This is a genomic window from Pseudomonas mendocina (assembly GCF_900636545.1).
GTDB lineage: Bacteria > Pseudomonadota > Gammaproteobacteria > Pseudomonadales > Pseudomonadaceae > Aquipseudomonas > Aquipseudomonas mendocina.
In genome coordinates this window covers 4,824,202-4,847,825 of sequence record NZ_LR134290.1, presented here as the reverse complement: position 1 = coordinate 4,847,825, position 23,624 = coordinate 4,824,202, and the positions used below count along the sequence as shown (strand labels likewise).

The window sequence follows — 23,624 nt, the reverse complement described above, 5'->3', positions numbered from 1 at the left end:
CGACTGCGCTATCGGGAGAGGGACTGTTGTTTGGTTCCATAGCGTTCTAACAATTTATTTATTAGGCGACATCTGTGTCGTGGTTACACACGAACTGTCACATAACCTTCCTTGTCGTCCTTCAAGTCCTTGTCTCGCATAAGGGGACGCGTTAAGCGCGACAGCCTCTGGGGGAAACACGACAGAGATAACGGCAAGCCCAATCTGCTAGATCACTGCTCCAGCAGAATCAAGCCAGAACCTAGTCCATCCAACGCAAGGCTGTCCATGCTTCGTGGGCAAAATGCCATGCATGTGATTTGCTGTTGGAGAAACGCCGCTCCAGACCGCCCCGAACCCACCCACAAATTCTGTTAACAGCGCTGTGGATAACCTTTGCAAAAGCGCTTCGCGCCTAGCATTCAAGCGGGCCTCGGCAGGCCGTTCAATTTTTGTCCAATGACGTTGTACTGGCGTTATCGCCAGGCGGAATATCGCTTTTAATCAATCACTTGGCTCTGGTTTTCAACTGCTGAGCAGGGCGGGGGCGTGTTGCCGGGTGTCGTGCACAGAATCTGGGGAAAGCGTTGTGGATAACATGCGGGAAAACTCATCCAGGCCAGGTGGGGCAAGGGCTGCGCTTGGCTGGTGATTTTTCGTGCGGTGTCGCGCGGCTGTCATGTTTCGTGGCTATAGTGGCCGGTCGATTTGCAGCCGCTGGAGCTTCTAATGCCCGATTCCTCTGAACGTCCCGCCCCGGTCAGTTTGCTGCAGGCGGTCTGGTTCTGGTTGAAGCTGGGGTTGATCAGCTTCGGTGGGCCGGCCGGGCAGATTTCGATCATGCATCAGGAGTTGGTGGAGAAGCGCCGCTGGTTGTCCGAACGGCGCTTTCTGCATGCGCTGAACTACTGCATGTTGCTACCGGGGCCGGAAGCGCAGCAGTTGGCCACCTATATCGGCTGGCTGATGCACCGCACCTGGGGCGGGGTGATCGCCGGGGTGCTGTTCGTGTTGCCGTCGTTGCTGATCCTGATCGTGCTGTCCTGGGTCTATCTGGTGTTCGGCGATGTGCCGCTGGTGGCGGGGATCTTCTATGGCATCAAGCCGGCGGTGACGGCCATCGTGGTGCAGGCGGCCTGGCGCATCGGCGGGCGGGTGTTGAAGAACGTCTGGCTGTGGGCCATCGCGGCGGCGGCTTTCGTCGCCATTTTCGCGCTGCAACTGCCGTTCCCGCTGATCGTGCTGGGCGCCGCGCTGGTGGGGTATATCGGCGGGCGGCTGGCGCCGCAGCACTTCGCGCTCGGCGCCGGGCATGGCGAGGCGGGCGGGGCGCATGCGCCAGCGCTGATCGATGACGACACGCGTCTGGCGCACACGCATTTTCGCTCCAGTCGCCTGGCGTTGATCCTGCTGACCGGTGCGGTGCTCTGGCTGCTGCCGATGGGCCTGTTGACCCTGGCGTTCGGCTGGCAGGGCACGCTGACGCAGATGGGCTGGTTCTTCACCAAGGCGGCGCTGCTGACCTTTGGCGGCGCTTATGCGGTGCTGCCTTATGTGTACCAGGGCGCCATAGAGCATTACGGCTGGCTGACGCCCCGGCAGATGATCGATGGCCTGGCGCTGGGTGAAACCACGCCGGGGCCGTTGATCATGGTGGTGGCGTTCGTCGCCTTCGTGGGGGCTTACGGCCAGCCGCTGTTCGGAGGGGATTCGGCCTTCGCCAGCGGTGCGTTGGCGGCGGTGCTGGTCACCTGGTTCACCTTTCTGCCGTCGTTCTTGTTCATTCTCGCCGGCGGGCCGCTGGTGGAGTCGACTCATGGTCAGTTGAAGTTCACTGCGCCGTTGACCGGGATCACCGCTGCGGTGGTTGGGGTGATCCTCAACCTTGCGCTGTTCTTCGGTTATCACGTGCTCTGGCCCGAGGGCTTCGCTGGTGCGTTCGATTGGGTGTCGGCGTTGATTACCCTGGGTGCGGGCGTGGCGTTGCTGGGCTTCAAACGTGGGGTGATCGAGACGTTGGTGGCCTGTGCGCTGGTCGGCCTGACGGTGCACTTGGCGCTATAGCGTCAACGCCAGGCGCAAACGATCCCGATGCTGCAGGCCATTCTCGAACAACGGCTCGGGATAGTGCTGCAGGAAGTAATCCGGTTCCACCGCCACCACGCGAAAGCCGGCGCGCTGGTAGAACGTCAGTTGATGGCCGAAGCTGCCGGTGCCCAGTTCCAGACGCTTCGCCCCCAATTGCCGGGCCTGGTCGATGGCGTGGCGCAGTAGCAGGGCGCCGATGCCCTGGCCCTGGTGTTCGGGCGCCACGGCGATGTTCATCAGCTCCCAGGTGTTGGCGGTCAGCGCCTTGATCACGTAAACGCCGACGATCACATCGTCCAGGCGCGCGACCACGCAATGGCCGTCCTGTAAATAACCGGCGATGAGGGCGGTGCTGGGATCGGCTTCCAGCAGCAGCGCCATGGGCGCCTGTTCGCTGGGAATCTCGTGCAAGATTGGGGAGGTCATGACGGTCTTTCTTTAAAGATGTTTTGGTTATAAATAAATCATTATTTATTCTTTTTGTTTCTCTTTGTTCCTGAGCATAGTGAGCGCCACGCAAGCTACTGCCAAGGAGCACGATCATGACCATCCGCCTGGGCGACATCGCCCCCGACTTCGAGCAGGATTCCAGCGAAGGCCGCATTCGTTTCCACGAGTGGCTGGGCGACAGCTGGGGCATTCTCTTCTCTCACCCGGCTGACTTCACGCCGGTGTGCACTACCGAACTGGGCTTCACCGCCAAGCTCAAGGATGAATTCGCCAAGCGCGGCGTCAAGGCCATCGCCCTGTCCGTCGACCCGGTGGATTCGCACATCAAGTGGATCGACGACATCAACGAGACGCAGAACACGGCGGTCAACTTCCCGATCATCGCCGATGCCGACCGCAAGGTGTCCGACCTCTACGACCTGATCCACCCGAACGCCAACGACACCCTGACCGTGCGTTCGCTATTCGTCATCGACCCGAACAAGAAAGTGCGCCTGACCATCACCTATCCGGCCAGTACCGGGCGCAATTTCCACGAAATCCTACGCGTGGTCGACTCGCTGCAACTGACCGACAACTACAAGGTGGCCACGCCAGCCAACTGGCAGGACGGTGAAGAGGTGGTGATCGTGCCGTCGCTCAAGGACGAAGCCGAGATCGCCCAGCGCTTCCCGAAAGGTTATCGCGCGGTGAAACCCTATCTGCGCCTGACCCCGCAGCCGAACGAATAAGGAACCAGCATGCACGTCGTGTTGCTCTCCGGCAGCCCTGCGGCGCGTTCGCGCACCGAGGTGCTGCTGGATTACGTCCGCCAGCGCCTCGAGGCGCATCAGGTGGAAGTGAGCCTGCTGCGGGTGCGGGATTTCCCCGCCGAGGACTTGCTGCATGCGCGCTTCGACAGCCCGGCAGTGCAGCACTTACAGGCTGTGGTGGCCAGCGCTGATGGCCTGGTGGTCGGTACGCCGGTGTACAAGGCGTCGTTCACCGGCGCGCTGAAGGTGTTGCTGGATCTGCTGCCCGAGCGTGCTCTGGCGCACAAGGTGGTTCTACCCCTGGCCAGTGGCGGCAGCCCGGCGCATCTGCTGGCGGTGGACTACGCGCTCAAGCCGGTACTGGCCGCGCTGAAGGCACAGGAAATGCTCAGCGGCGTGTTCGCCGTGGACAAACAGATCGCCTACCCGGAAGGGGACAGGCCCGCGCAGATCGACGACGAGTTGCGCGAACGCCTCGACGAGGCACTGGAACAACTGGGCGCAGCCCTGGCGCGACGGCCGAGGCCGATCGATCCGAACGTATTGAACGACCGGCTGGTAAACGCCTGCTGGAGTATCTGACACGGGCTTTGCCCGACTGTAAGCCCCGTAATACCCCGCCTTACTCGCCCGCCAACGGGCAAGCAGGTAGCCAACCAAGACATCACCGCAAAGGGAGAGTGCCATGCGCACCATTACTTTGCGTCGAAGCCTGGTCGCCCTGTTTGCCGCGGCCATTTCTTTCGGCGCCATCACTCACGCTCAAGCCGAGACATTGCGTATCGGCTATCAGAAATACGGCACCCTGGTACTGCTGAAGGCCAAGGGCACCCTGGAAAAACGCCTGGCCGAGCAGGGCGTGGAGGTCAAGTGGACGGAGTTCCCGGGCGGCCCGCAGTTGCTCGAAGGCCTCAACGTCGGCTCCGTGGACTTCGGCGTTACCGGGGAAACTCCGCCGGTCTTCGCTCAGGCGGCTGGCGCCGACCTGCTCTACGTTGCCCATGAACCGCCAGCGCCAAGTGGTGAGGCGATCCTCGTGCCGAAAGACTCGCCGATCAAATCGGTGGCCGAGCTCAAAGGCAAGAAGGTCGTCCTGAACAAGGGTTCCAACGTCCACTACCTGCTGGTGCGCGCGCTGGAAGACGCCGGTCTCAAGTACAGCGACATAACCCCGGTCTACCTGCCGCCGGCCGATGCCCGCGCGGCCTTCGAGCGTGGCAGCGTCGATGCCTGGGTGATCTGGGACCCCTTCCAGTCCGCCGCCGAGAAGCAGTTGCAGGCCCGCAGCCTGCGTGACGGCACTGGCCTGGTCGACAACCACCAGTTCTACCTGGCAACCCGCACCTTTGCCGAGCAGCACCCGCAGGTGATCGGCACGCTGGTCGAGGAAATTCGCGGTGTTGGTGAGTGGGTCAAGGGCAACCTCGACGAAGCCACCAGTCAGGTCGCGCCGCTGATCGGCCTGTCCCCGGAGATCACCCGCCAGGCCGTTGAGCGCCAGGGTTACGGCGCGCAGTTCATCACCCCGGAGGTGGTCGAGGCGCAGCAGAAGATCGCCGACACCTTCACCGAGCTGAAGCTGATCCCCAAGAAACTGACCATCAGGGATGTGATCTGGAATCCGCCCGCCAAGGTCGCGCAGGCCCAGTAAACCCTAGCCCTCTCCCCCAGCCCCTCTCCCGTGAACGGGAGAGGGGAGCCGATCACGGTCGACGACGTTTCGGCGCCGCTGGCCAGCTCCCTCGCGCCGTCGGGCCGAGGGTTGGGGGGCGAATTTCCCGGATTGATCCGGGCTATGACGATTTCCTGAAAGGAGACAACTCCATGAGCCTCAATATCTTTTGGTTCCTGCCTACCCATGGTGATGGCAAGTACCTGGGCACCGCCGAAGGCGCGCGCGCCGTCGATCATGGCTATCTGGCGCAGATTGCCCAGGCGGCTGATCGCCTGGGTTTCGGCGGCGTGCTGATTCCCACCGGGCGTTCCTGCGAGGATTCCTGGCTGGTGGCCGCTTCGCTGATCCCGGTCACGCAGAACCTGAAGTTCCTGGTCGCCCTGCGCCCCGGGATCATTTCGCCGACCGTGGCCGCGCGCCAGGCTGCGACCCTGGATCGCCTGTCGAACGGCCGTGCGCTGTTCAATCTGGTGACCGGTGGCGATCCGGACGAGCTGGCCGGCGACGGCCTGCACCTGTCGCATGCCGAGCGCTATGAAGCGTCGGTCGAATTCACCCGCATCTGGCGCCGCGTGCTGGAGGGCGAAACCGTCGACTACGACGGCAAGCACATCCAGGTGAAGGGCGCCAAGCTGCTCTACCCGCCGATCCAGCAGCCGCGTCCGCCACTGTATTTCGGTGGTTCCTCCGATGCGGCGCAGGATCTGGCCGCCGAGCAGGTCGAGCTGTACCTGACGTGGGGCGAGCCGCCGGCTGCGGTGGCCGAGAAGATCGCCCAGGTGCGCGAAAAGGCTGGCAGGCAGGGGCGAGAAGTGCGCTTCGGCATCCGCCTGCACGTGATCGTGCGCGAGACCAATGAGGAGGCCTGGGCGGCGGCGGATCGCCTGATCAGCCATCTGGACCAGGACACCATCGACCGCGCCCAGGCCTCGCTGGCGCGCTTCGACTCGGTCGGCCAGCAGCGCATGGCCGCCCTGCACGGCGGCAAGACCGACAACCTGGAAGTGTCGCCGAACCTCTGGGCCGGTGTCGGCCTGGTGCGCGGCGGCGCCGGCACCGCCCTGGTTGGCGATGGCCCGACCGTGGCGGCGCGGGTCAGGGAATATGCGGAGCTGGGCATCGACACCTTCATCTTCTCTGGCTACCCGCATCTGGAGGAGTCGTACCGGGTCGCCGAACTGCTGTTCCCGCACCTGGACGTGGCCCAGCCGCAACGCCCGGAGAGTCGCGGCTATGTCAGCCCGTTCGGCGAAATGATCTCCAGCGACATTTTGCCGAAGGCGGCTTCGGCGAGTTGAGGTAAGCGCGGGTACGGGTTTTCCCGGATTGCATCCGGGCTACGGACTGAAAAGCACCCTCTCCCCCAGCCCCTCTCCCGCAAGCGGGAGAGGGGGGATGAACCGGACTCCGGCCGAACCAGCGGCGCCGATCAGCCCCCTCTCCCATTTGTGGGAGAGGGTTGGGGAGAGGGCAGATGTAGCCCGGATGCAATCCGGGGAATACAGACGCTACAAAGGTTTTCGAGGCAACCATGAGCAAAACGACCCTTAACAAACTGGCCCTGCGCGCCGCGCCCTGGGCCTTGCCGCTGGGGCTGCTGGCCGCCTGGCAGCTGGCGGTGGCCAGCGGCTGGCTGTCCAGCCGTATCCTGCCGGCGCCCAGCGCCGTGCTCGCCGCCGGCTGGGCGCTGCTGGCCTTCGGCGAAATCTGGCAGCACCTGGCGATCAGTGGTCAGCGCGCCGGGATCGGCTTCGCCATTGGCGGCGGTATCGGCCTGCTGCTGGGCTTTATCACCGGCCTGTCGAAATGGGGCGAGCGCTTTCTCGACAGCTCGGTGCAGATGATCCGCAACGTGCCGCACCTGGCGCTGATCCCGCTGGTGATCCTCTGGTTCGGCATCGACGAGGCGGCCAAGGTGTTCCTGGTCGCGCTCGGCACCCTGTTCCCCATCTACCTCAACACCTACCACGGCATCCGCAACGTCGACCCGGCGCTGGTGGAAATGGCGCGCAGCTATGGCCTGTCCGGCTTCGCCCTGTTCCGCCAGGTGATCCTGCCCGGCGCGCTGCCGTCGATCCTGGTCGGCGTACGTTTCGCCCTCGGCTTCATGTGGCTGACGCTGATCGTGGCGGAGACCATCTCCGCCAGCAGCGGCATCGGTTACCTGGCGATGAACGCCCGCGAGTTCCTGCAGACCGACGTGGTGGTGCTGGCGATCCTGCTCTACGCGCTGCTCGGCAAGCTGGCCGACGTCGCGGCCAGGGGGCTGGAGCGTGTGTGGCTGCGCTGGCATCCGGCCTATCAGGCCAAGGCAGGTGGCCAATGACCGCACTGCACAGCATTCGCCAGGGTATCCCGCTGGCGATCGAGAAGATCGAGAAATCCTTCGGCGAGCGCCAGGTGCTCAAGGGCATCGACCTGCATATCCCGGCCGGCCAGTTCGTCGCCGTGGTCGGCCGCAGCGGTTGCGGCAAGAGCACGCTGCTGCGCCTGCTGGCCGGCCTGGATCAACCCAGCGGCGGTCAGTTGCTGGCCGGCAGTGGCTCGCTCAACGCGGTGCGCGAGGACATCCGCCTGATGTTCCAGGACTCGCGTCTGCTGCCCTGGAAACGGGTGATCGACAACGTCGGCCTAGGCCTTTCCGGCAACTGGCGCCAGCAGGCCGAGGAAGCGCTGGCCGCAGTCGGCCTGGCTGATCGCGCAGGTGAATGGCCGGCAGCCCTGTCCGGCGGGCAGAAGCAGCGCGTGGCCCTGGCCCGGGCGCTGATCCACCGGCCGCGCCTGCTGCTGCTCGACGAGCCGCTGGGTGCACTGGATGCCTTGACCCGCATCGAGATGCAGCAACTGATCGAACGCCTGTGGCAGCAGCATGGCTTCACCGTACTGCTGGTCACCCATGACGTGGCTGAGGCGGTGGCCGTGGCCGATCGGGTGATCCTGATCGAGGACGGCCAGATCGGCCTCGACCTCGATGTGCAACTGGTACGCCCACGCCCACATGGCTCGCCGTTGCTGGCGGCACTGGAAGCGCGCGTGCTCGACCGCGTGCTGGCGCAACCGGAGTTGCCCACACCACCAGAACCCGTATCACCCCTGCCCACGCAACTGCGTTGGGCGCTTTGACGCCGTAGCCTGGATGCGATCCGGGAGCGGTTATGCAATTTCCCCGGATTTCATCCGGGCTACATCAGTGGACCATCAGGAGAAACACCATGACCATCAAAGCCATCAACGTGCGCAACCAGTTCAAGGGCACCATCAAGGAAATCATCATCGGCGACGTACTGTCGGAAATCGACGTACAGACCGCCGCCGGCATCGTCACCTCGGTGATCACCACCCGTTCCGTGCGTGAGCTGGAGTTGCAGGTGGGCAGCGAGGTGATCGCCTTCGTCAAATCCACCGAGGTGTCCATCGCCAAGCTCTGATCGGCGGATGATGGCTCCCTCGCTCCAGCGTGGGAGCCAGTGCCGGGTGCTCTGGTGCTTCATCAGCATCTGACGCAGAACATCTCTGGATGCATCCCACGGGGAGCGTGGGAACGAGCAAAGAGAGGCTGCCTGAGCAGCCTTCGGATATGAGCTGAAGGATGTTTTCGCAGGTAAAGAGAGATTGGTTATAAGAAGAAAAGAAAAAGATATTTTTCAGCTATATGTTTTTTCTGCAGAATCGCGCCATCAAATAGCCTGCCTGCAGGCTTCTCTTTCGATAAGGACGCCTTAGATGCTGAAGAAGATCCTTCTGGCCACCGTGGCCAGCGCCACCCTGCTGACTGGCTCGCTGAGCCATGCTGCGGCCGATACGCCATTCCACAACGCCTCCTACGACATCGCTCGCGAACTGTTCGGCGAGATCAACCCGCTGTTCGTCGAGCACTGGAAGCAGCAGAGCGGCAAGGAAGTGAAGATCATCCAGTCGTTCGCCGGTACCTCGCGTCAGGCGCAGGACATCATCCAGGGCAAGAAGGTCGACGTGGTCACCTTCAACCAGGTAACCGACGTGGACATCCTGGCCAAGCGCGGCCTGCTGCGTAAAGACTGGGCCCAGCAGTTCCCCAACAACAGCTCGCCGTACTACAGCACCACCGCTTTCCTGGTGCGCGAAGGCAACCCGAAGAACATCAAGAGCTGGGACGACCTGATTCGCGACGACGTGAAGCTGGTATTCCCCAACCCGAAAACCTCCGGCAACGCCCGCTACAGCTATCTGGGCGCCTGGCTGTTCGCCAACGAGAAATTCAACGGCGACCAGGAGAAGGTCAAGGCCTTCGTCGGCAAGGTGCTGAAGAACGTCGAGAACTTCCCCACCGGCGGCCGTGGCGCCACCGTGGCCTTCGCCCAGAACGGTCAGGGCGACGTGCTGCTGACCTTCGAATCGGAAGTGATCAACATCGCCAAGGGTGACGAGTTCAAGTCCGCCAACCTGGAAATCGTGGTGCCGGAAGTCAGCGTACTGGCCGAATTCCCGGTGGCCATCGTCGACAAGGTGGCCGATGAGCGCGGTACCCGCGAGCAGGCCAAGGCCTTCCTCGACTTCCAGTACAGCAAGGACATCCAGCAGCTGCTGACTCGCTACAACTACCGCGTGCACAATCCGGAAGTGGTCGAGGCGACCAAGGCGCAGTTCGCGCCGGTGCGCCTGATCAACCCGACCGAGGTGCTGGGCAGCTGGGACGAGATCACCGCCAAGCATTTTGACAACGGTGGTATCCTCGACCAGCTTCTAGCCTCCGGCCGCTGAGCGCTCGTCAACGATCTGCTGCGCGTCGGCCATGCGGCGTTAAAAACAGGCTCGGGATGCTCATGTACAAAAGTACACTCCGCTCCCTCGCCTGTTTTTGCCTTGCAGGGCTCTAGCTCGCGAGATCTCACATGGGCTGTATTCGTCGTGGGCTATTGAGTTTCTGGTCCGTTGGCCGCCTTATTGGCGGCCAACTGCATTTGTAGAGTCGAGCTTTTTTCGTGAGTAAACCGACGCTGTTCTTCCTGCAGACTCCGCTGCTGCCTGGCTTCGGCCTGAGCTTCGGCGTCAGCGTGCTGTACCTCTCGCTGGTGATCCTGCTGCCGCTGTCGGCGCTGCTGCTGTACGTCAGCGACATGACCTGGGCCCAGTACTGGTTCGCCATCAGCGACCCGCGCGTGGTGCAGACCTATAAGGTGACCATCTCTGCGGCGTTCTACTCGACGATAGCGGTGCTGGTGATCGGCCTGCTGCTGGCCTGGATCATCACCCGCTACGATTTCCCTGGCCGGCGCATTGTCGATGCGCTGGTCGATCTGCCTTTCGCCCTGCCGACCTCGGTAGCGGGCCTGACCCTCGCCGCGCTGCTGGTGCCCAACGGCTGGATCGGCCAGTGGCTGGGCTTTAAGGTGGCCTATGCCTACGCCGGTATCGTGGTGGCGATGGTCTTCACCAGCATTCCATTCGTGGTGCGCACGGTGCAGCCGGTGCTGCAGGATCTCGGCTCGGAATACGAAGAGGCTGCGCGCACCCTCGGCGCCAGCCATGTGCAGACCTTCCGCAAGGTGATCCTGCCGACCCTGGCGCCGGCGCTGGTCACCGGTGGTTCGCAAGCGTTCATCCGCAGCCTCGGTGAGTTCGGCGCGGTGATCATGATCGCCGGCAACATCCCCTACCAGACGGAAGTCAGCTCGCTGATGATTTTCGTCCGTCTGCAGGAATTCAATTACCCGGCGGCGGCAGCCATCGCTTCGGTGATCCTGCTCGCGTCGCTGACTCTTCTGTTCCTCCTGCAGGTCGTGCAGGGGCGTCTGTTCGCATGGCAACGGCAAGGTCGATGAAAAAGCCCCAAGATTGGCGCCAGTGGGCGCTGGTAATCCTCGGTCTGACGGTCGTGGCGCTGATTCTGCTGGTGCCGCTGGCGCTGATCTTCACCAAGGCGCTGGCCGGCGGGCTCGACCTGCTGTGGAGCAACCTCGGCGAGGACTACATGCTCCACGCCATCGGCCTGACCCTGTTGGTAGCGGCGATCACCGTGCCGCTGAACCTGTGCTTCGGCATCTGCCTGGCCTGGTGCGTGACCCACTACGATTTTCGTGGGCGCAAGCTGCTGACCACCCTGATCGACATTCCCTATGCGGTGTCGCCGGTGGTGGCCGGTCTCTGCTACCTGGTGGTCTACGGTCTGGAGAGCTTCATTGGCCGCTGGTTCTACGATCAGGGCCTGCAGCTGATGTTCGCCTGGCCGGGCATCGTCATGGTCACCGTGTTCGTCACCGCGCCCTATGTGGCGCGCATCCTGATTCCGGTGATGCAGACGCAGGGGCAGGATGAGGAAACCGCCGCGATGTGCCTGGGCGCCAGCGGCTGGCAGATCTTCCGCCGCATCAGTCTGCCGAAGATCAAGTGGGCGCTGCTGTATGGTGTCGTCGTCACCAACGCCCGCGCGGTGGGCGAATTCGGCGCGGTGTCGGTGGTGTCTGGCACCATCATCAACCAGACCCTGACGTTGCCGCTGCTGGTTGACCAGCTCAACAACGACTACAAGCCGGCGGCCGCCTTCACCGCGGCCGGGCTGCTGGCGTGCATGGCGCTGCTCACGCTGTTCCTCAAGACCTTCATGGAATGGCGCCAGCGCCGCCTGATGCAACGCGCCGAGGCGTGATCGGGGTGGCCGCTTGGGATGTGAAGAGTGGCATCCCTACGGCCTTCATGACCTATCGCGGCTGAAGCCGCTCCTACGGGAGCGGCGTTGTTTTGATCGTTACCACGCTCGGGCGTGGTAACCCGTTTAGGGACGCTTCGCGTCCCACAGGCGCAGAGCGCCTGTAACAGCACTCCCACGCAGAGCGCGGGAGCGATCAAGCTCCACACCCCGAGGGAGCGGCTTCAACTGCGATGCTCTTCCGATGCCGCTGTCTGCACCTGATTGCGGCCGCCATGCTTGGCCGCATATAGCGCCTTGTCAGCACGCTCGCGCAGTTGCTCGGCCTGGCTGTGCACGTCGGTGCCGGCGACACCGGCGCTGAGGGTGCAGGAAAATTCGCCACCATCGGCAATGAAGTGCAGCTCGGCGAAGCGTTCGCGGATCTCGTCGACGATTTGTTTGGCCTGCTGCGGCGTGCAATCGGGGAGTACTGCAAGAAACTCCTCGCCACCATAGCGCCCCAGGCTGTCGATTCGGCGCAGACGCTGGCGTAGCAGGTTGGCCAGCGCGCGGATGACATTGTCGCCGGCCGCGTGGCCATGTTCGTCGTTGACCCGCTTGAAGTGATCGATGTCCAGCATCACCACGCTGGCGCGGTCGCCGGTGCGTAGCGCGCGTTCCAGCTCGATCGCCACCTGTTCCTTGATGTCGCCGTGCTTGAGCAGACCGGTCAGGCTGTCGCGCGAAAGGGCATCGGACAGCAGGCGGGCACGCTGCGCACGGGAAAACACGGCGGCGACCAGGGCATTGTCGGAAATCGGCTTGGTGACGAAATCGTCACCGGCCTTGATCAGCGCGTTCATCTGCTTGGCGATGTCGGTCTCCGCCGACAGGTAGATGATCGGGATGCGCAGCCAGTCGTCGTTGCAACGGATGATCTGCGCCAGCTCGGGGCCGGTGCAGTCCGGCATGTTGACATCGAGCAGCACCACCTCCGGGTTGAAATCGCGCAGATGCTCGAAGATCTGTGCAGGGTCCTGCAGGATCTCCACCAGCATCCCGGCGTCGCGCAGCACCAGGCTGTAGCGGCTGGCCAGGTCGCGGTCGTCATCGACGATCAGCACCCGGTAGGGTTCGCCGCTCTGCTGGGCGAAGCAGCGCTCCAGGCGGCTTTCCAGTTGCGGGATGTCCACCGGTTTGGTGAAGAAGCCCAGCGCACCGGCGCGCACCGCCTGCAACTGCGTGGCGAAGTCATGCTGGCGGGTCAGCACCAGCAGCGGCAGGGGGATTTCCAGGCGCTGCTGCAGACGCGCGGCGTATTCCAGGCCGTTGCAGTCTTCGTTGGCCAAATTGATGTCGACGATCAGCGCGTCCGGCAGCTGCTGCTCCAGTGCGGCGTCGAGACCGGCGATGGAGTTGAAGTGCTCGGCCTGATAACCGAAGTTGTTCAGGGTCAGGCGCATGTTCTCGCCCACGGTCGTCTCGGCTTCGAGGATGTAGATGAGCCGGGTCTCGGTTTCTCCGCGTGGCGCCTGCTGCTTTTGCTGCTGCGTGGTTCCCGCTGCTGCGCCGCCGGTGGTCTGGTTGCCCAGGCGTTGCAGCGCCGCGATGAACTCGCCGAGGTCGTCCTGCAGGCGTTGTCGCTGTTCCAGCCAGCGTTCGGCCTGTTGCTCCAGCTCTCGTGCTTGCTGTCCGAGCAGGTCGAAACCGAAGGTGCCGGCACTGCCGGCGAGGCGATGCAGTTGGTCACGGAGCGCGCGCAGCAGGTGTCCGCGTTGCTCGTCGCCGGCCTCGCGCAGTTGTTCGCCCTGCTGCGTCAGCTGCGGAAGCTCCTGACGCAGGCGTTCGGCGAACTGCTGGCCAAGCTGTTGCAGATGTTGCTGCAGGGTCTGCGGGACGGCATTGCCCTGCTTATCCATGGCGCTGGCTCCATATTTGTCGTATCTGCGCGGCGAGTTGCATGGGGTCGAAGGGTTTCACGATCACGTCGAGTGCGCCGAGGCTGCGGTAATGCGCCACCTCGCCGGGTTGTACCTTGGCGGTCATGAAGGCCACCGGCACGCTGTCGATGTCCACCAGCTCGCGCAGCTTCTCCAGTGTCTGGGGGCCGTCCATGCCGGGCATCATCACATCGAGCAGGATGAAGTCGGGGGCGAAGCCCTGTACCTGATCGAGCGCGTCCTGGCCGCTGGAGCAGCTCAGTACCTGAAAGCCGCCAACAGCTTCCAGGGCCACCTTGGCCACAGCCTGGATCGAGGGGTCGTCCTCGACGTGAAGGATGCGCTTGAGCTCAGTCATGACCGGTCTCCTTGGCGGGTAATAGACGATCGAGCAGGTGCAGGAAGTGTTGTCCATCGTTGCGTGACTTGGCCAGCGCCGCACTTACCCCGGCCAACTCGCCGCCGTCCATCTCGCTGGCCGAGAGTACGGCTACCGGTAGACCCGGGCGCTGGCGCTGCAGTTCGTCGACCAGCTCCAGGCCGTTGCCGTCGGGCAGGCCGAGGTCGAGCAGAACAAGATCGAAAGGCTGCTGCGCGAGCAGGCGGCGCGCCTCGGCGAGGCTGTCGGCAGGTACGAATTCGGCCAGCTCGCGGCCCTGTTCGGCGACCACCAGACGCAGATCGTGATCATCCTCGACATGCAGCACGCGCGGGCTCTGCGGCAGGTCCTGCAGGGCCAGGGCGAGGCTGCCGAGCAGGCGCTGTGGGTCGATCGGCTTGCTTAGCCAGTCCAGTGCCGGCGCACCCTCGAGCGCCAGGCGGCCTTCCTCGCAGGCCGCGGAAAGCACCAGGATCGGCAGCTCGCGGTAGCGCGCATCGGCACGCAGTTCCTGCACCAGTTGCAGGCCGTTGCCGTCCGGCAGACGCAGGTCGAGGCTGATGGCCGCGGGCATTTCCTCACGCAGGCAGGCGCGCGCTTCGTCCAGGCTGTGGGCCAGGCGCACGCGGTAGCCGGCGTCCTCCAGCAACTGGCGCAGCATGCTGGCGATGTCCGGTTCGTCTTCGACCACCAGCAGGCTACGTCGGCCGTCGGCGGAGGTGGGCAGGGCGGCTTCGCTCAGCATCGGCAGCTCGAACCAGAAACAGGCCCCCTGGCCTTCGACCGAGTCGAAGCCGATCTGGCCGCCCATACGCTCGATCAGCTCCTTGCTGATTGCCAGGCCCAGGCCGGTGCCACCCTTGCTTCGGCTGTCGCTGGCATCGGCCTGGGAGAACTTGCTGAAAATGCGCTGACGGAACTCGTCGGCGATCCCCGGTCCTCGGTCGATGACCTCGACGCGCACCCGCGGGCCGCTGCGCTCGGCACGCAGTTTGACCTCGGCGCCGGGTGGTGAGTACTTCACGGCGTTGGAGATGAAGTTGGCCAGCACTTGCTGCAGACGCATGGCATCGATCCGCACGCGAGCCGGCAGGCAGTCGAGCAGGCGCAGCTGGACCTGATTGCGGTCGGCGTAGGCCTGGTTGTTGTCCAGCGCTTCCTGCAGCTGCTCGGCAAGGCTGCAGGGTTGCAGGTCGAACTGCATCTTGCCGGCCTCCAGCTTGTCCATGTCCAGCAGGTCGTTGATCAGGTGGCTGAGGCGCTGGCTGTTGGCCTGGGCGATGCTCAGCATGGTGCGCATGCTCTCCGGGACCGGGCCAAGGGCGCCGCCGTTGATCAGCCCGAGTGAGCCGGCGATGGCGGTGAGCGGGGTGCGCAGCTCATGACTGACGGTGGAGACGAATTCGCTCTTCAGGCGCTCGATGCGCTTGGCTTCGCTCTGGTCCATGGTGGTGCCGGTTATGCGCAGCGGATAACCCTTGGCATCGCGCTGGATATAGCCACGCAGCAACACCGGCAGTTCGCTGCCGTCGACGCACAGCAGGCGGCAGTCGAGGGTGAAGTTGCTGGCGCCCGCGGACAGCGCCTGTTTCAGACGGGCGCGCGTTGCGGGCAGATCGTCCGGGTGCACCAGGTTTTCCCAGGCCCAGGGGGCATCGGCAAAACCCGGCGGGCCCTGCTCCGGATAGCCGAGCATCTGCCAGCCGTGGGCGGAGGCGAAGAAGCTGCCGGCCTTGACGTCGATGTCCCACCAACCGTCATTGCCGCCCTTGAGCGCCAGTGCAAGGCGCTCTTCGCTGCGGTGCAGCTGTTCGGTGATGCGCTCGGCCAGCTGTTGTATCTGCTCGCGGCGCAGGCTCAGGCTGCTGATCAGAAAGAACAGCAACAGGCTGATGCAGACGCCCAACGCCAGCAGTGAGCCCTCGCCGCGGTGGGCGGCGTCGAGAAAACCTGGGGCGTAGTGAAAATTCAGGTACCAGCGCTGGCCGAACAGTTCCAGCTCTCGTTGGGTGTCGGCAGGCGTATCGATGGCGTTGTCAGCGCTGCTGTAGAGCAGGTCGGCGGCGGCCGTATCGGGGCCGGCGTAGAGTTCGAACTCCAGGTCGCGTTGGCGTGCACCGAGGATGCCGTGCATCAGGTCGTGCGCGCGGTAGGGGCTGTAGGCAAAGCCGCGCAGCGCGGCCAGGCGCTGCTCGGGAGTGTCCAGCGGTTGGTCATGCCGGTACACCGGGGTGTACAGCAACAGTCCCGGTTGGACCTTGCCGTGGGTTTCCTGCACCAGCGTGACGCGGCCGGAGAGACGGCTCTGGCCGCTGCGTGCGGCGCTGAGCATGGCGGCCTGGCGCACGGGTTCGGACAGCATGTCGAAGCCGAATGCGGCCAGGTTGCGTCCGGCGAAAGGCTCGATATAGCGGATGGCGCTGTACTGCGTGCGCTCGCCAAGCGGGCGCACGCGGAAGTTGGGGTAGCCCTCGGCACGCATCTCGGTTTCGAAGGCGTGCAGCTGTTCGGTGGGCAATACCTGGCTGAACCCCAGGCCCTGGATGCCCGGGTAGCGTTCTTCCAGGTTCAGACGACGTGCGTAGGCGCGCCAGTCGTCGCGACTGACCGCTTCGCTGGCATCGAGCAGGGCGGCGGCGCCGAGCAGGATGCTTTCTTGGTTATGCATGCGCTGGATGATGGCCTCGCTGATTTCGTCGGCAAGGAGCTCGAGCTGGCGTGAGGCGGACGCGCTCTGACTCTGGCGCAAGCTGTCCCAGGCCAGCAGCGTCGTGCCGAGCGCCAGTGCCAGCACGCCCCAGGCCAGCAGATTGTTGCGGCTGAACAGCTGCCCGAGCAGTTGCAGGCGCAGCGTGATGTTGTCGCTCATGGCTGCACCCCGACTTGCGGCAGATCCAGCCAGAAGGTGCTGCCTTGTCCCTCCACGGAGTCGAAGCCGATACGTCCACCCATGTGTTCGATGATCTCCTTGCTGATCGCCAGGCCGAGGCCGGTGCCACCCTGGCGGCGCGTGTCGCCGGCATCGGCCTGGGCGAACTTGCTAAAGATACGTGGTTTGAAGTCCTCGGCGATGCCTTGGCCGTAGTCGCGCACGCTGATGCGCACCCAGCCCTCCGCGAATCCAGCTGCCAGCTCGACGGTTTGCCCTGCTGCGGAAAACTTGGCGGCATTGGACAGCAGGTTGGCCAGTACCTGTTCCAGGCGCTGGGCGTCGGCCATGACCTGACAGTCGGCACTTGCCAACAGCTGCAGTTGCACCTGGTGGCGCTCGGCATAGGGCTGGTTGTTGCGCAGCGCCTGTTGCAGCAGTGGGCGCAAGTCCAGCGGCTGCAGATCGAAATTCATCTTGCCGGCGACCAGCTTGTCCATGTCCAGCAGATCGTCGATCAGATGGCGCAGGCGCTGGCTGTTGCTCTGGGCGATCTCCAGCATCTGGCGCATGGCCTGCGGCACCTCGCCGAGGGCGCCGCCGTTGATCAGCCCGAGCGAGCCGGCGATGGCCGTGAGTGGGGTGCGCAGTTCGTGGCTGACGGTGGAGACGAACTCGTTCTGCAGCTGCTCGCCGCGCTTGCGCTCGCTGATATCGCTGATGAAACCGTGCCACAGGGTATCGCCATCGGGCAGACGCTGCGGCGCGGCATGGCCCTCGACCCAGATCAGCCCGCGTTGTGGATGCAGTACGCGGAACTCCTGCTGCCAGGTGGCCAGGCTCGCCGCCGAGCGGGCGATGTCGCTGCGCACTGCGGGGGCGTCGTCCGGGTGCAGGCGGGCGAAGATCGGTTGCGCGTCTTCGCAGGCCTCTTCGGGGCTGCAGCCATAGATGTCATGGATGCCGGCGCTGGCATAGGGAAAGCAGCTGCTGCCATCGGCGCGCAGCAGATACTGATAGACCATGCCGGGCAATTGCGCGGCGATGCGCTGCAGGCGCTGGCGCGCTTCCTCGCGCTGGCTGAGGTCGTTGGCTACCAGCAGATAGCCCTGCAGCGGCTGGCCCGCCGCACGGATCGGCGAAAGGTTCAGGCGCACCGGCAGGCTCTTTCCATTGCGGGCGCGCATCTGCCCTTCGGTGCTCTGCGGCCCGGCGTTGGAGGCCGCGCACAGGCGTTCGAATTGGCCTGCTTCAAGCAGCAGTCGTGGCAGGTACTGCCCTTCCAGATCGTCGGGTGGATAATCCAGCAACTGTTGCGCTTCGGGGTTGCCGCGCAGTACGCGACCCTGTGGGTCGAGCACCAGCACTGCGCTGCCGGCATTGTCCAGCATGGCCTGGTGCATGGCGCTTTGTTCGGCCTGCCGACGTGCCTGCAGGCGCAGCTCGAATAGTTCTCCTGTCAGTTGTGCCAGGTGCTGCAACTGGGTGCGTTGGTGGTCGTCGAGCTGGCGCGGCTGGCGGTCGATCACGCACAGGGTACCGAGCGCCAGGCCTTTGCCGTCGTGTAGCGGCACACCGGCGTAGAAGCGGATATGCGGCTCCGAGGTGACCAGCGGGTTGTCGCGAAAGCGCGCATCGTCCAGGGCGTTGCTCACTTCCAGCCAGGCGTCGGCATGCACCGCATGAGCGCAGAAGGCCAGTTCGCGCTCGGTCTGCGCGACATCCAGGCCGACTCGGCTCTTGAACCACTGGCGCTGGGCGTCGATCAGCGAAATCAGGGCGATAGGGGTTTCGCAGATCTGCGCGGCCAGCGCGGTGATGTGGTCGAACATCGCTTCGGCCGGGCTGTCGAGCAGTTCCAGAGCGCGCAGGGCCGCCAGGCGCTCCTGCTCGTTGGCGGGAATCGGGGCTTGGCTCATGACGCGCTCCCTGTGATCGGTAGTTCGAACCAGAAGGTAGCACCCTGGCCGGGGGACGAGTCGAAGCCGATGTGTCCGCCCATGCGTTCGATGATTTCCTTGCAGATGGCCAGTCCCAGGCCGGTGCCACCCTGCTGGCGGGTGTCGCCGGAGTCGGCCTGGGAGAACTTGCTGAAGATGCGCGACTTGAAGGCTTCCGGTATGCCGGGGCCGTTGTCCGACACACTGACGCGCAGTGCTTCGCCCAGCGTCTGCAGGCACACCACGACGTTGCCGCCGGAGGGCGAGAACTTGGCGGCGTTGGACAGTAGATTGGCCATTACCTGGGCCAGGCGCTGGGTGTCGACGTTTACCAGGGCGTCGTCTTCGACCTGCAGGCGCAACTCGACCTGATGTTGTTCGGCATAGGGCTGGTTGTGCAGCAGCGCCTGTTCCAGCAGCGGCTGCATCAGGCGCGCCTGCAGGTCGAACTGCATCTTGCCGGCGACCAGTTTCTCCATGTCCAGCAGGTCGTTGATCAGCGCGCTGAGGCGCAGGCTGTTGCTGTGGGCAATCGCCAGCATCTGGCGCATGGCCTGCGGCACTTCGCCGAGGGCGCCGCCGTTGATCAGGCCAAGCGAGCCGGCGATGGCGGTGAGCGGGGTACGCAGTTCATGGCTGACGGTGGAGACGAATTCGTTCTTCATCTGCTCGATGCGCTTGCGCTCGGTAATGTCGCGGATCACCGTGATGAAGCGGCGCTGGCCCTGGTGGCTGATCTGCGACATCGCCAGCTCCATGGGGAAGCGTTCGCCGTTCTGGCGCACACCGTCCATTTCACCGAACTCATCGAGGGCGCAGCCTTGTCGCACCTCACCGGCCAAGTCCGGAATCAGCTGAGTGATGTTCTGGCCGGCGACCTCGTCCTGCAGATAGCCGAATATCTTCTCGGCGGCATGATTGAAGGTCTCGATGCGGCCTTGCTCGTCGATGGAAACGATGGCATCGACCACGTTGTCGAGCAGGGTACTGAGGTAGTGTTCGCGCTCGCGCACCGCTCGCTCGGCGGCGACGCGGTCGCTGAAGGCCTGGACCTGCGAGACGAAATGCACCGGTTGTCCTTCGCCGTCACGCACCAGCGATACGCTGAGCAGGACCCAGAGTGTGCGCCCCTGCTTGTCCAGGTAGCGCTTCTCCATCTGGTAGGCACTGATCCGCCCGGCCAGCAGGTTCGCCACGTTCTGCTGATCGGCGTCCAGATCGTCCGGATGGGTGACCTCTTGATAGGTTCGTGCCTGCAGTTCCTCGCGGCTGTAGCCGAGCATACGGCACAGCTCGGCGTTGACTTCCAGCCAGCGGCCGTCCGGCCCAACCAGGGCCATACCTTGAGGGGCAGTGTTGAAGGCGTTGAGAAAACGCTGCTGGCTCAGGCGCAGTTCTTCTTCGATGGCCTGGCGTTCGCTGACATCCCAGATGAAACCGTCGATCCACAGCAGCCGGCCATGGCTGTCGTATTCGGCGCGGCCTTTCTCGCGAACCCAGACGTTATGTCCCTCGGCATGGCGCAGGCGATAGGTCAGCTCGAAGCTTTCCTGGCGCTTGATCGCCTCGCTGGCGCGCTGGGTGCTGGGCAGGTCGTCAGGGTGAACGATGCTGGAGTAACTGCGTACGTGGTTGTCGATGAAATCGCTGGCGGGGTAGCCGCAGAGGTTGGCGATCTCGTCACTGACGTAACGCATGCTGCGCTGCGCGTCGTCGGCGCAGCGATAAACCACGCCCGGCAGGTTCGCTACCAGGCCGCGGAAGCGACTCTCGCTCTTCTGCAGGGCGCGGGTGGTCTGCAGCAGCTCGCTGATATCGCTGGCGATGCCGAGGAATCCGGTGATCTGGCCGCCCTCGTCGAACATGGCACTGACGGTGAGGTTGACCTGGCGCAGGCTGCCGTCCTTGTGGCGATAGGTCCACTGGCGGGTTTCCGGCTCGCCGCCACGGGCGTTGTGCACGAATATTTCAAAACCCTCCACTGGCCGGCCTGCCGTCGCGCTCAGTTCAGCGGCACGCGCCTGGACTTCCTCCTCCAGATGAATGACCGCCGGAGTGCGAAGGCCGACCATCTCCTCGGCGCGGTAGCCGAGCAGGCGCTCAGCGCCGGAATTGAACAGTGTGATGGTGCCGGTGCTGTCGGAGGCGATGATCGAAACGCCGGTGGCGGAATCCAGCACCGCCTGCAGGTAGGCGCGGGCGGAACGTACGGCGTGCTCCTGCTGCTGACGTTCCAGCATGGCGCCGACCCAGCGGGCGAACAGGCCGAGAAAGTCGCGGTCGGCTTCATCGAAGGGGCGCTTGCGCGGTTCGCGGTTGGCGAAAGCCAGCGTACCGAAGGGCTTGCCGCCGACCCGGACCACGGTACCGATGTAGCTTTCCAGGGCGAACTGGCCGTAGCAGGGGTGGCCGCGGTGAGTCGAATCGGCCATGTGGGTGATGGCAAGCGCCTCGTCCTGTTGCAGCGCCAGGCTGCAGTAGGTATCGCCCAACTCGAACTGCTGGCCGTCGCGCAGCGTGCCCTCGGGCGACACCTGCACCAGCACCTGGTACTGCTCGCCTTCGATGCGACTGATGATGCCCAGCGGCATGCGGAAGTGATCGGCGCCCAGGCGCAGAGCCTGGCGCAATTGCTCGGTGCGGGTCAGGCTGGGCAGCGCGGCAATTTCATTGAGCGCGCGTAGCGCTGCCTGTTGACGCTGCATCAGGCGTTGGGTGCTGCGCCGAGTGCTGCGCAGCAGGCCCAGCAGCAGTGCTTCGGCGCCGCACCAGGCGAGCAGCCACTTGATCACCAGCCAGCGCTTGTCGCGCTGGTGCACATTGTACTGATCGCTGATGTCGTGCCAGATCAGCGCGACCGCCAATGGCCCTTGACTGGGCGCATGAAGTTCCTGGTAGCTGCGTAGCGCGACCTGGTTGAGCAGATAATGGCGTTCGCCGTCGCCCAGCAGGCGTACGCTATCGCCCGCTGCTGGTGCGGGCAGGCTTTGCTGTTGTTGCCAGGCCAGCACCTGTGGCCGCGAATGGCCCATCATTTGCCAGCGCTGGCTCTCACCGGCGAGGCCGCGCAGCTCTTCGCCACTGTCCGAACTTAGCAGCAAATCCTCGCGCAGCAGCAGGGCGACGCCGCTGTCGAACTCCCGGTCCAGTTGCGCGAGGTCTTCGAGCACGCCCATGGCCACTTCGATGGCCCCTACCTGAACGGGCCCGTTGGCTCCGTCAGCCAGTAGCGGGGCGATCGCTCGCATGCCGATGCTGCCCCGGCTCAGGCCCAGGCCGGCCTGGCTTCTGGCGCTGCGCAGCGCTTCCCGGACCATGGGGCGCCAGCCGATCTGCAGATCGCCGAAGTGCTCGGGCTCGTGCACGCGCAGCAGCACCCTGACGTCAGGCGCCAGGTGTACGTACAGGCGAAACGGTTGATGCGCTTGCAGATTGCGCCAGCGTGGCGCCAGACGGGTGTAGAGCTGGCTGCGGATGCTGGCCAGGCTTTCATGATCACTCGCCGGCAGGGCATGGGCCTGGCGCACCAACTCCGTCACCCAGGCGTCGGCGGCGATGGTTTCAGCCAGCAGTTGCGTGCGTTCCTGCAGCCCATGTTGAGTGCTGTTCAGCGCCAGACGCTGAATCTCCGCCTGTTTGCCCATCTGCAATTGCCAGAGGGCTTCGCGCTCGTTCAGCGCACGGCTCCCGAGAAAGGCGAAGAACAGCGCCAGGCATAAACTGCCGCCAATGACGATTCTGCGGCCAGCATCCCGCGGGCTGGCGCTCCAGCGGCCGAACCCGCGCCTAACCAGCCTCGGCATGTTCATCGGACGTACCTCAGGTCAGCCCGGCCAGGCGGCGCAAGCGCTGCACTTGCTGGCTATCGGCACTGTGCATTTCGACCGTGGCCAGACGCATGAGGATGGGCTCCCGGCGCGCGTTGCCGGGCGCCAGGCCATAACAGGCACCGATCAACTCCCGCAGGCCAATGGGTAGACGCCAATGCACCTTGAGGCGGTTGGCCAGCTCGCTGCTGTACTGGTGCAGAGCTTGTTGCAGATGGCCCTCGTGCAGCTCGAGGCCGCGTTGGCGCCAGCTCTGCGCCTGTTGCAGCACGGCCAGCTCACCCATGCGTTGCAGCATGGCCGCGCATTGCAGTGGCGCCGGGTCCAGTTGGCAGGCCTTGGCCAGTTCCGCGACCCTCAGGCGCAAGGTCAATTGCGTTTGCAGCAGACTCTCGCCAAGGGCTTTCAGGTCTGCGTCCTGCAGGCTGGCCAGTGGTCGTAGCGCCAAGCCCTGGACAAGGTTCAGCGCGGTGGCCGCACCCAGTCGGCGAACCGCGTCGGCCAGGCTGCTGCAGGGCTGTCCTGTGTTGTTGTAGAGCGGGTTGTTAGCGGCTGCAACCAGCCGCGCCTGCACAGCCGGATCCTGCTGCCAGAGGTCGCCTAGCTGCTGCAGGCTGGTGGATGCTTCGGTGATGGCGAGCAGTTGCTGGCGGAGATCATCGCGCAGCGGCAGATCGATGTCCTCGTCGCGCAATGCGCCCAGGTGCTGAAGAAAATCTTGTTCTTCGCCTGGTGGTGCTGCAGTGGGGGCGGGTGCCTCGGGCAGCAGCCGCTGCAGGCACTCCAGGACCTTGGGAACCTGGAAGGGCTTGCTGATGAAAGCATTGATCCCCAGCGGGCGTACCTCGAGCACGCTGTTGCGATCCGCTCGGGCGGTGATCATCACCAGCGGCACCTCGCGATCCTGGCTGCGTACGGCCTGCAGCAGCAGAGTGCCGCTACCGTCCGGCAGGCTCCAGTCGGCGATCACCAACTGAGCCGGCTCCCGTTGCCAGGCCGAAATGGCGTCCGCCACGCGTGCCTGGCAGTCAACTCGAGCGCCGGGGCGCAGGCTAAGTACGATCTGCTTGAGCAGATCGGCGATCCAAGGATCGTCTTCGAGTATCAGCACGCGCATG

General features: G+C 64.4%; 18 protein-coding genes. 11 read left to right on the top strand and 7 right to left on the bottom strand.

What is annotated here, in order from left to right; genetic code table 11:
- The first annotated feature begins 708 nt into the window (after positions 1–708).
- On the top strand, positions 709–2,043 hold the full coding sequence (gene chrA, locus EL191_RS22735) for a chromate efflux transporter (protein WP_041980345.1): 1,335 nt from the start codon (positions 709–711) through the stop codon (positions 2,041–2,043).
- Here the strand turns inward: chrA and EL191_RS22730 are convergent.
- A complete protein-coding gene (locus EL191_RS22730; protein ID WP_041980344.1) occupies positions 2,038–2,493 on the bottom strand; it encodes a GNAT family N-acetyltransferase in 456 nt (151 codons plus the stop codon). The two genes, chrA and EL191_RS22730, sit on opposite strands and share 6 nt — an antisense overlap.
- A 116-nt stretch (positions 2,494–2,609) precedes the next feature.
- On the opposite strand from EL191_RS22730, the gene EL191_RS22725 reads away from it, so the two are divergent.
- The 10 genes from EL191_RS22725 (at position 2,610) to cysW (ending at position 11,569) form a co-directional block, all read left to right on the top strand.
- Positions 2,610–3,248 (top strand): peroxiredoxin, encoded by a 639-nt coding sequence (locus EL191_RS22725; RefSeq protein WP_041980343.1) that lies wholly within the window; start codon positions 2,610–2,612, stop codon positions 3,246–3,248.
- Positions 3,249–3,257: 9 nt separating this feature from the next.
- Positions 3,258–3,851 carry an NADPH-dependent FMN reductase gene (gene ssuE / locus EL191_RS22720; RefSeq protein ID WP_041980342.1) on the top strand — a complete coding sequence of 198 codons (594 nt, stop codon included), beginning with the start codon at positions 3,258–3,260 and terminating at the stop codon, positions 3,849–3,851.
- Between the two features lie 103 nt (positions 3,852–3,954).
- Positions 3,955–4,920 (top strand): sulfonate ABC transporter substrate-binding protein, encoded by a 966-nt coding sequence (locus tag EL191_RS22715; RefSeq protein WP_041980340.1) that lies wholly within the window; start codon positions 3,955–3,957, stop codon positions 4,918–4,920.
- 173 nt (positions 4,921–5,093) lie between these two features.
- On the top strand, positions 5,094–6,242 hold the full coding sequence (ssuD, locus tag EL191_RS22710) for an FMNH2-dependent alkanesulfonate monooxygenase (RefSeq protein ID WP_041980339.1): 1,149 nt from the start codon (positions 5,094–5,096) through the stop codon (positions 6,240–6,242).
- Positions 6,243–6,475: 233 nt separating this feature from the next.
- Positions 6,476–7,270: an aliphatic sulfonate ABC transporter permease SsuC gene (gene ssuC, locus EL191_RS22705; protein WP_041980338.1), complete on the top strand. Its 795-nt coding sequence runs from the start codon at positions 6,476–6,478 to the stop codon at positions 7,268–7,270.
- Positions 7,267–8,067, top strand: a complete 801-nt coding sequence (ssuB, locus tag EL191_RS22700) for an aliphatic sulfonates ABC transporter ATP-binding protein (protein ID WP_041980337.1) — start codon at positions 7,267–7,269, stop codon at positions 8,065–8,067. Before ssuC ends, ssuB begins: the two co-directional genes overlap by 4 nt.
- A gap of 89 nt (positions 8,068–8,156) precedes the next feature.
- Positions 8,157–8,372 carry a TOBE domain-containing protein gene (locus EL191_RS22695; protein ID WP_013717671.1) on the top strand — a complete coding sequence of 72 codons (216 nt, stop codon included), beginning with the start codon at positions 8,157–8,159 and terminating at the stop codon, positions 8,370–8,372.
- Between the two features lie 295 nt (positions 8,373–8,667).
- Positions 8,668–9,684 carry a thiosulfate ABC transporter substrate-binding protein CysP gene (gene cysP / locus EL191_RS22690; protein WP_013717670.1) on the top strand — a complete coding sequence of 339 codons (1,017 nt, stop codon included), beginning with the start codon at positions 8,668–8,670 and terminating at the stop codon, positions 9,682–9,684.
- A gap of 221 nt (positions 9,685–9,905) precedes the next feature.
- Positions 9,906–10,745: a sulfate ABC transporter permease subunit CysT gene (cysT, locus tag EL191_RS22685; RefSeq protein ID WP_041980336.1), complete on the top strand. Its 840-nt coding sequence runs from the start codon at positions 9,906–9,908 to the stop codon at positions 10,743–10,745.
- A complete protein-coding gene (cysW, locus tag EL191_RS22680; protein ID WP_017363899.1) occupies positions 10,742–11,569 on the top strand; it encodes a sulfate ABC transporter permease subunit CysW in 828 nt (275 codons plus the stop codon). The genes cysT and cysW overlap by 4 nt, the downstream gene beginning before the upstream one ends.
- Before the next feature lie 224 nt (positions 11,570–11,793).
- Here the strand turns inward: cysW and EL191_RS22675 are convergent, their stop codons facing one another.
- From EL191_RS22675 to EL191_RS22650, 6 genes are read right to left on the bottom strand one after another with little or no spacing between them, the layout of a single operon-like run.
- Positions 11,794–13,470: a diguanylate cyclase gene (locus EL191_RS22675; protein ID WP_041980335.1), complete on the bottom strand. Its 1,677-nt coding sequence runs from the start codon at positions 13,468–13,470 to the stop codon at positions 11,794–11,796.
- Positions 13,463–13,849: a response regulator gene (locus tag EL191_RS22670; RefSeq protein ID WP_013717666.1), complete on the bottom strand. Its 387-nt coding sequence runs from the start codon at positions 13,847–13,849 to the stop codon at positions 13,463–13,465. Before EL191_RS22670 ends, EL191_RS22675 begins: the two co-directional genes overlap by 8 nt.
- Positions 13,842–16,739: a CHASE domain-containing protein gene (locus tag EL191_RS22665; RefSeq protein ID WP_041980333.1), complete on the bottom strand. Its 2,898-nt coding sequence runs from the start codon at positions 16,737–16,739 to the stop codon at positions 13,842–13,844. Before EL191_RS22665 ends, EL191_RS22670 begins: the two co-directional genes overlap by 8 nt.
- Positions 16,736–18,658, bottom strand: coding sequence for an ATP-binding protein (locus EL191_RS22660; protein ID WP_041980332.1), 1,923 nt, complete (start codon positions 18,656–18,658; stop codon positions 16,736–16,738). The genes EL191_RS22665 and EL191_RS22660 overlap by 4 nt, the downstream gene beginning before the upstream one ends.
- On the bottom strand, positions 18,655–22,488 hold the full coding sequence (locus tag EL191_RS24715; RefSeq protein ID WP_041980331.1) for a PAS domain S-box protein: 3,834 nt from the start codon (positions 22,486–22,488) through the stop codon (positions 18,655–18,657). Before EL191_RS24715 ends, EL191_RS22660 begins: the two co-directional genes overlap by 4 nt.
- Positions 22,489–22,498: 10 nt before the next feature.
- The gene (locus tag EL191_RS22650; protein WP_041980330.1) at positions 22,499–23,623 is read right to left on the bottom strand and encodes an HDOD domain-containing protein; all 1,125 of its coding nucleotides are present in this window, start codon (positions 23,621–23,623) and stop codon (positions 22,499–22,501) included.
- Position 23,624 lies beyond the last annotated feature (1 nt).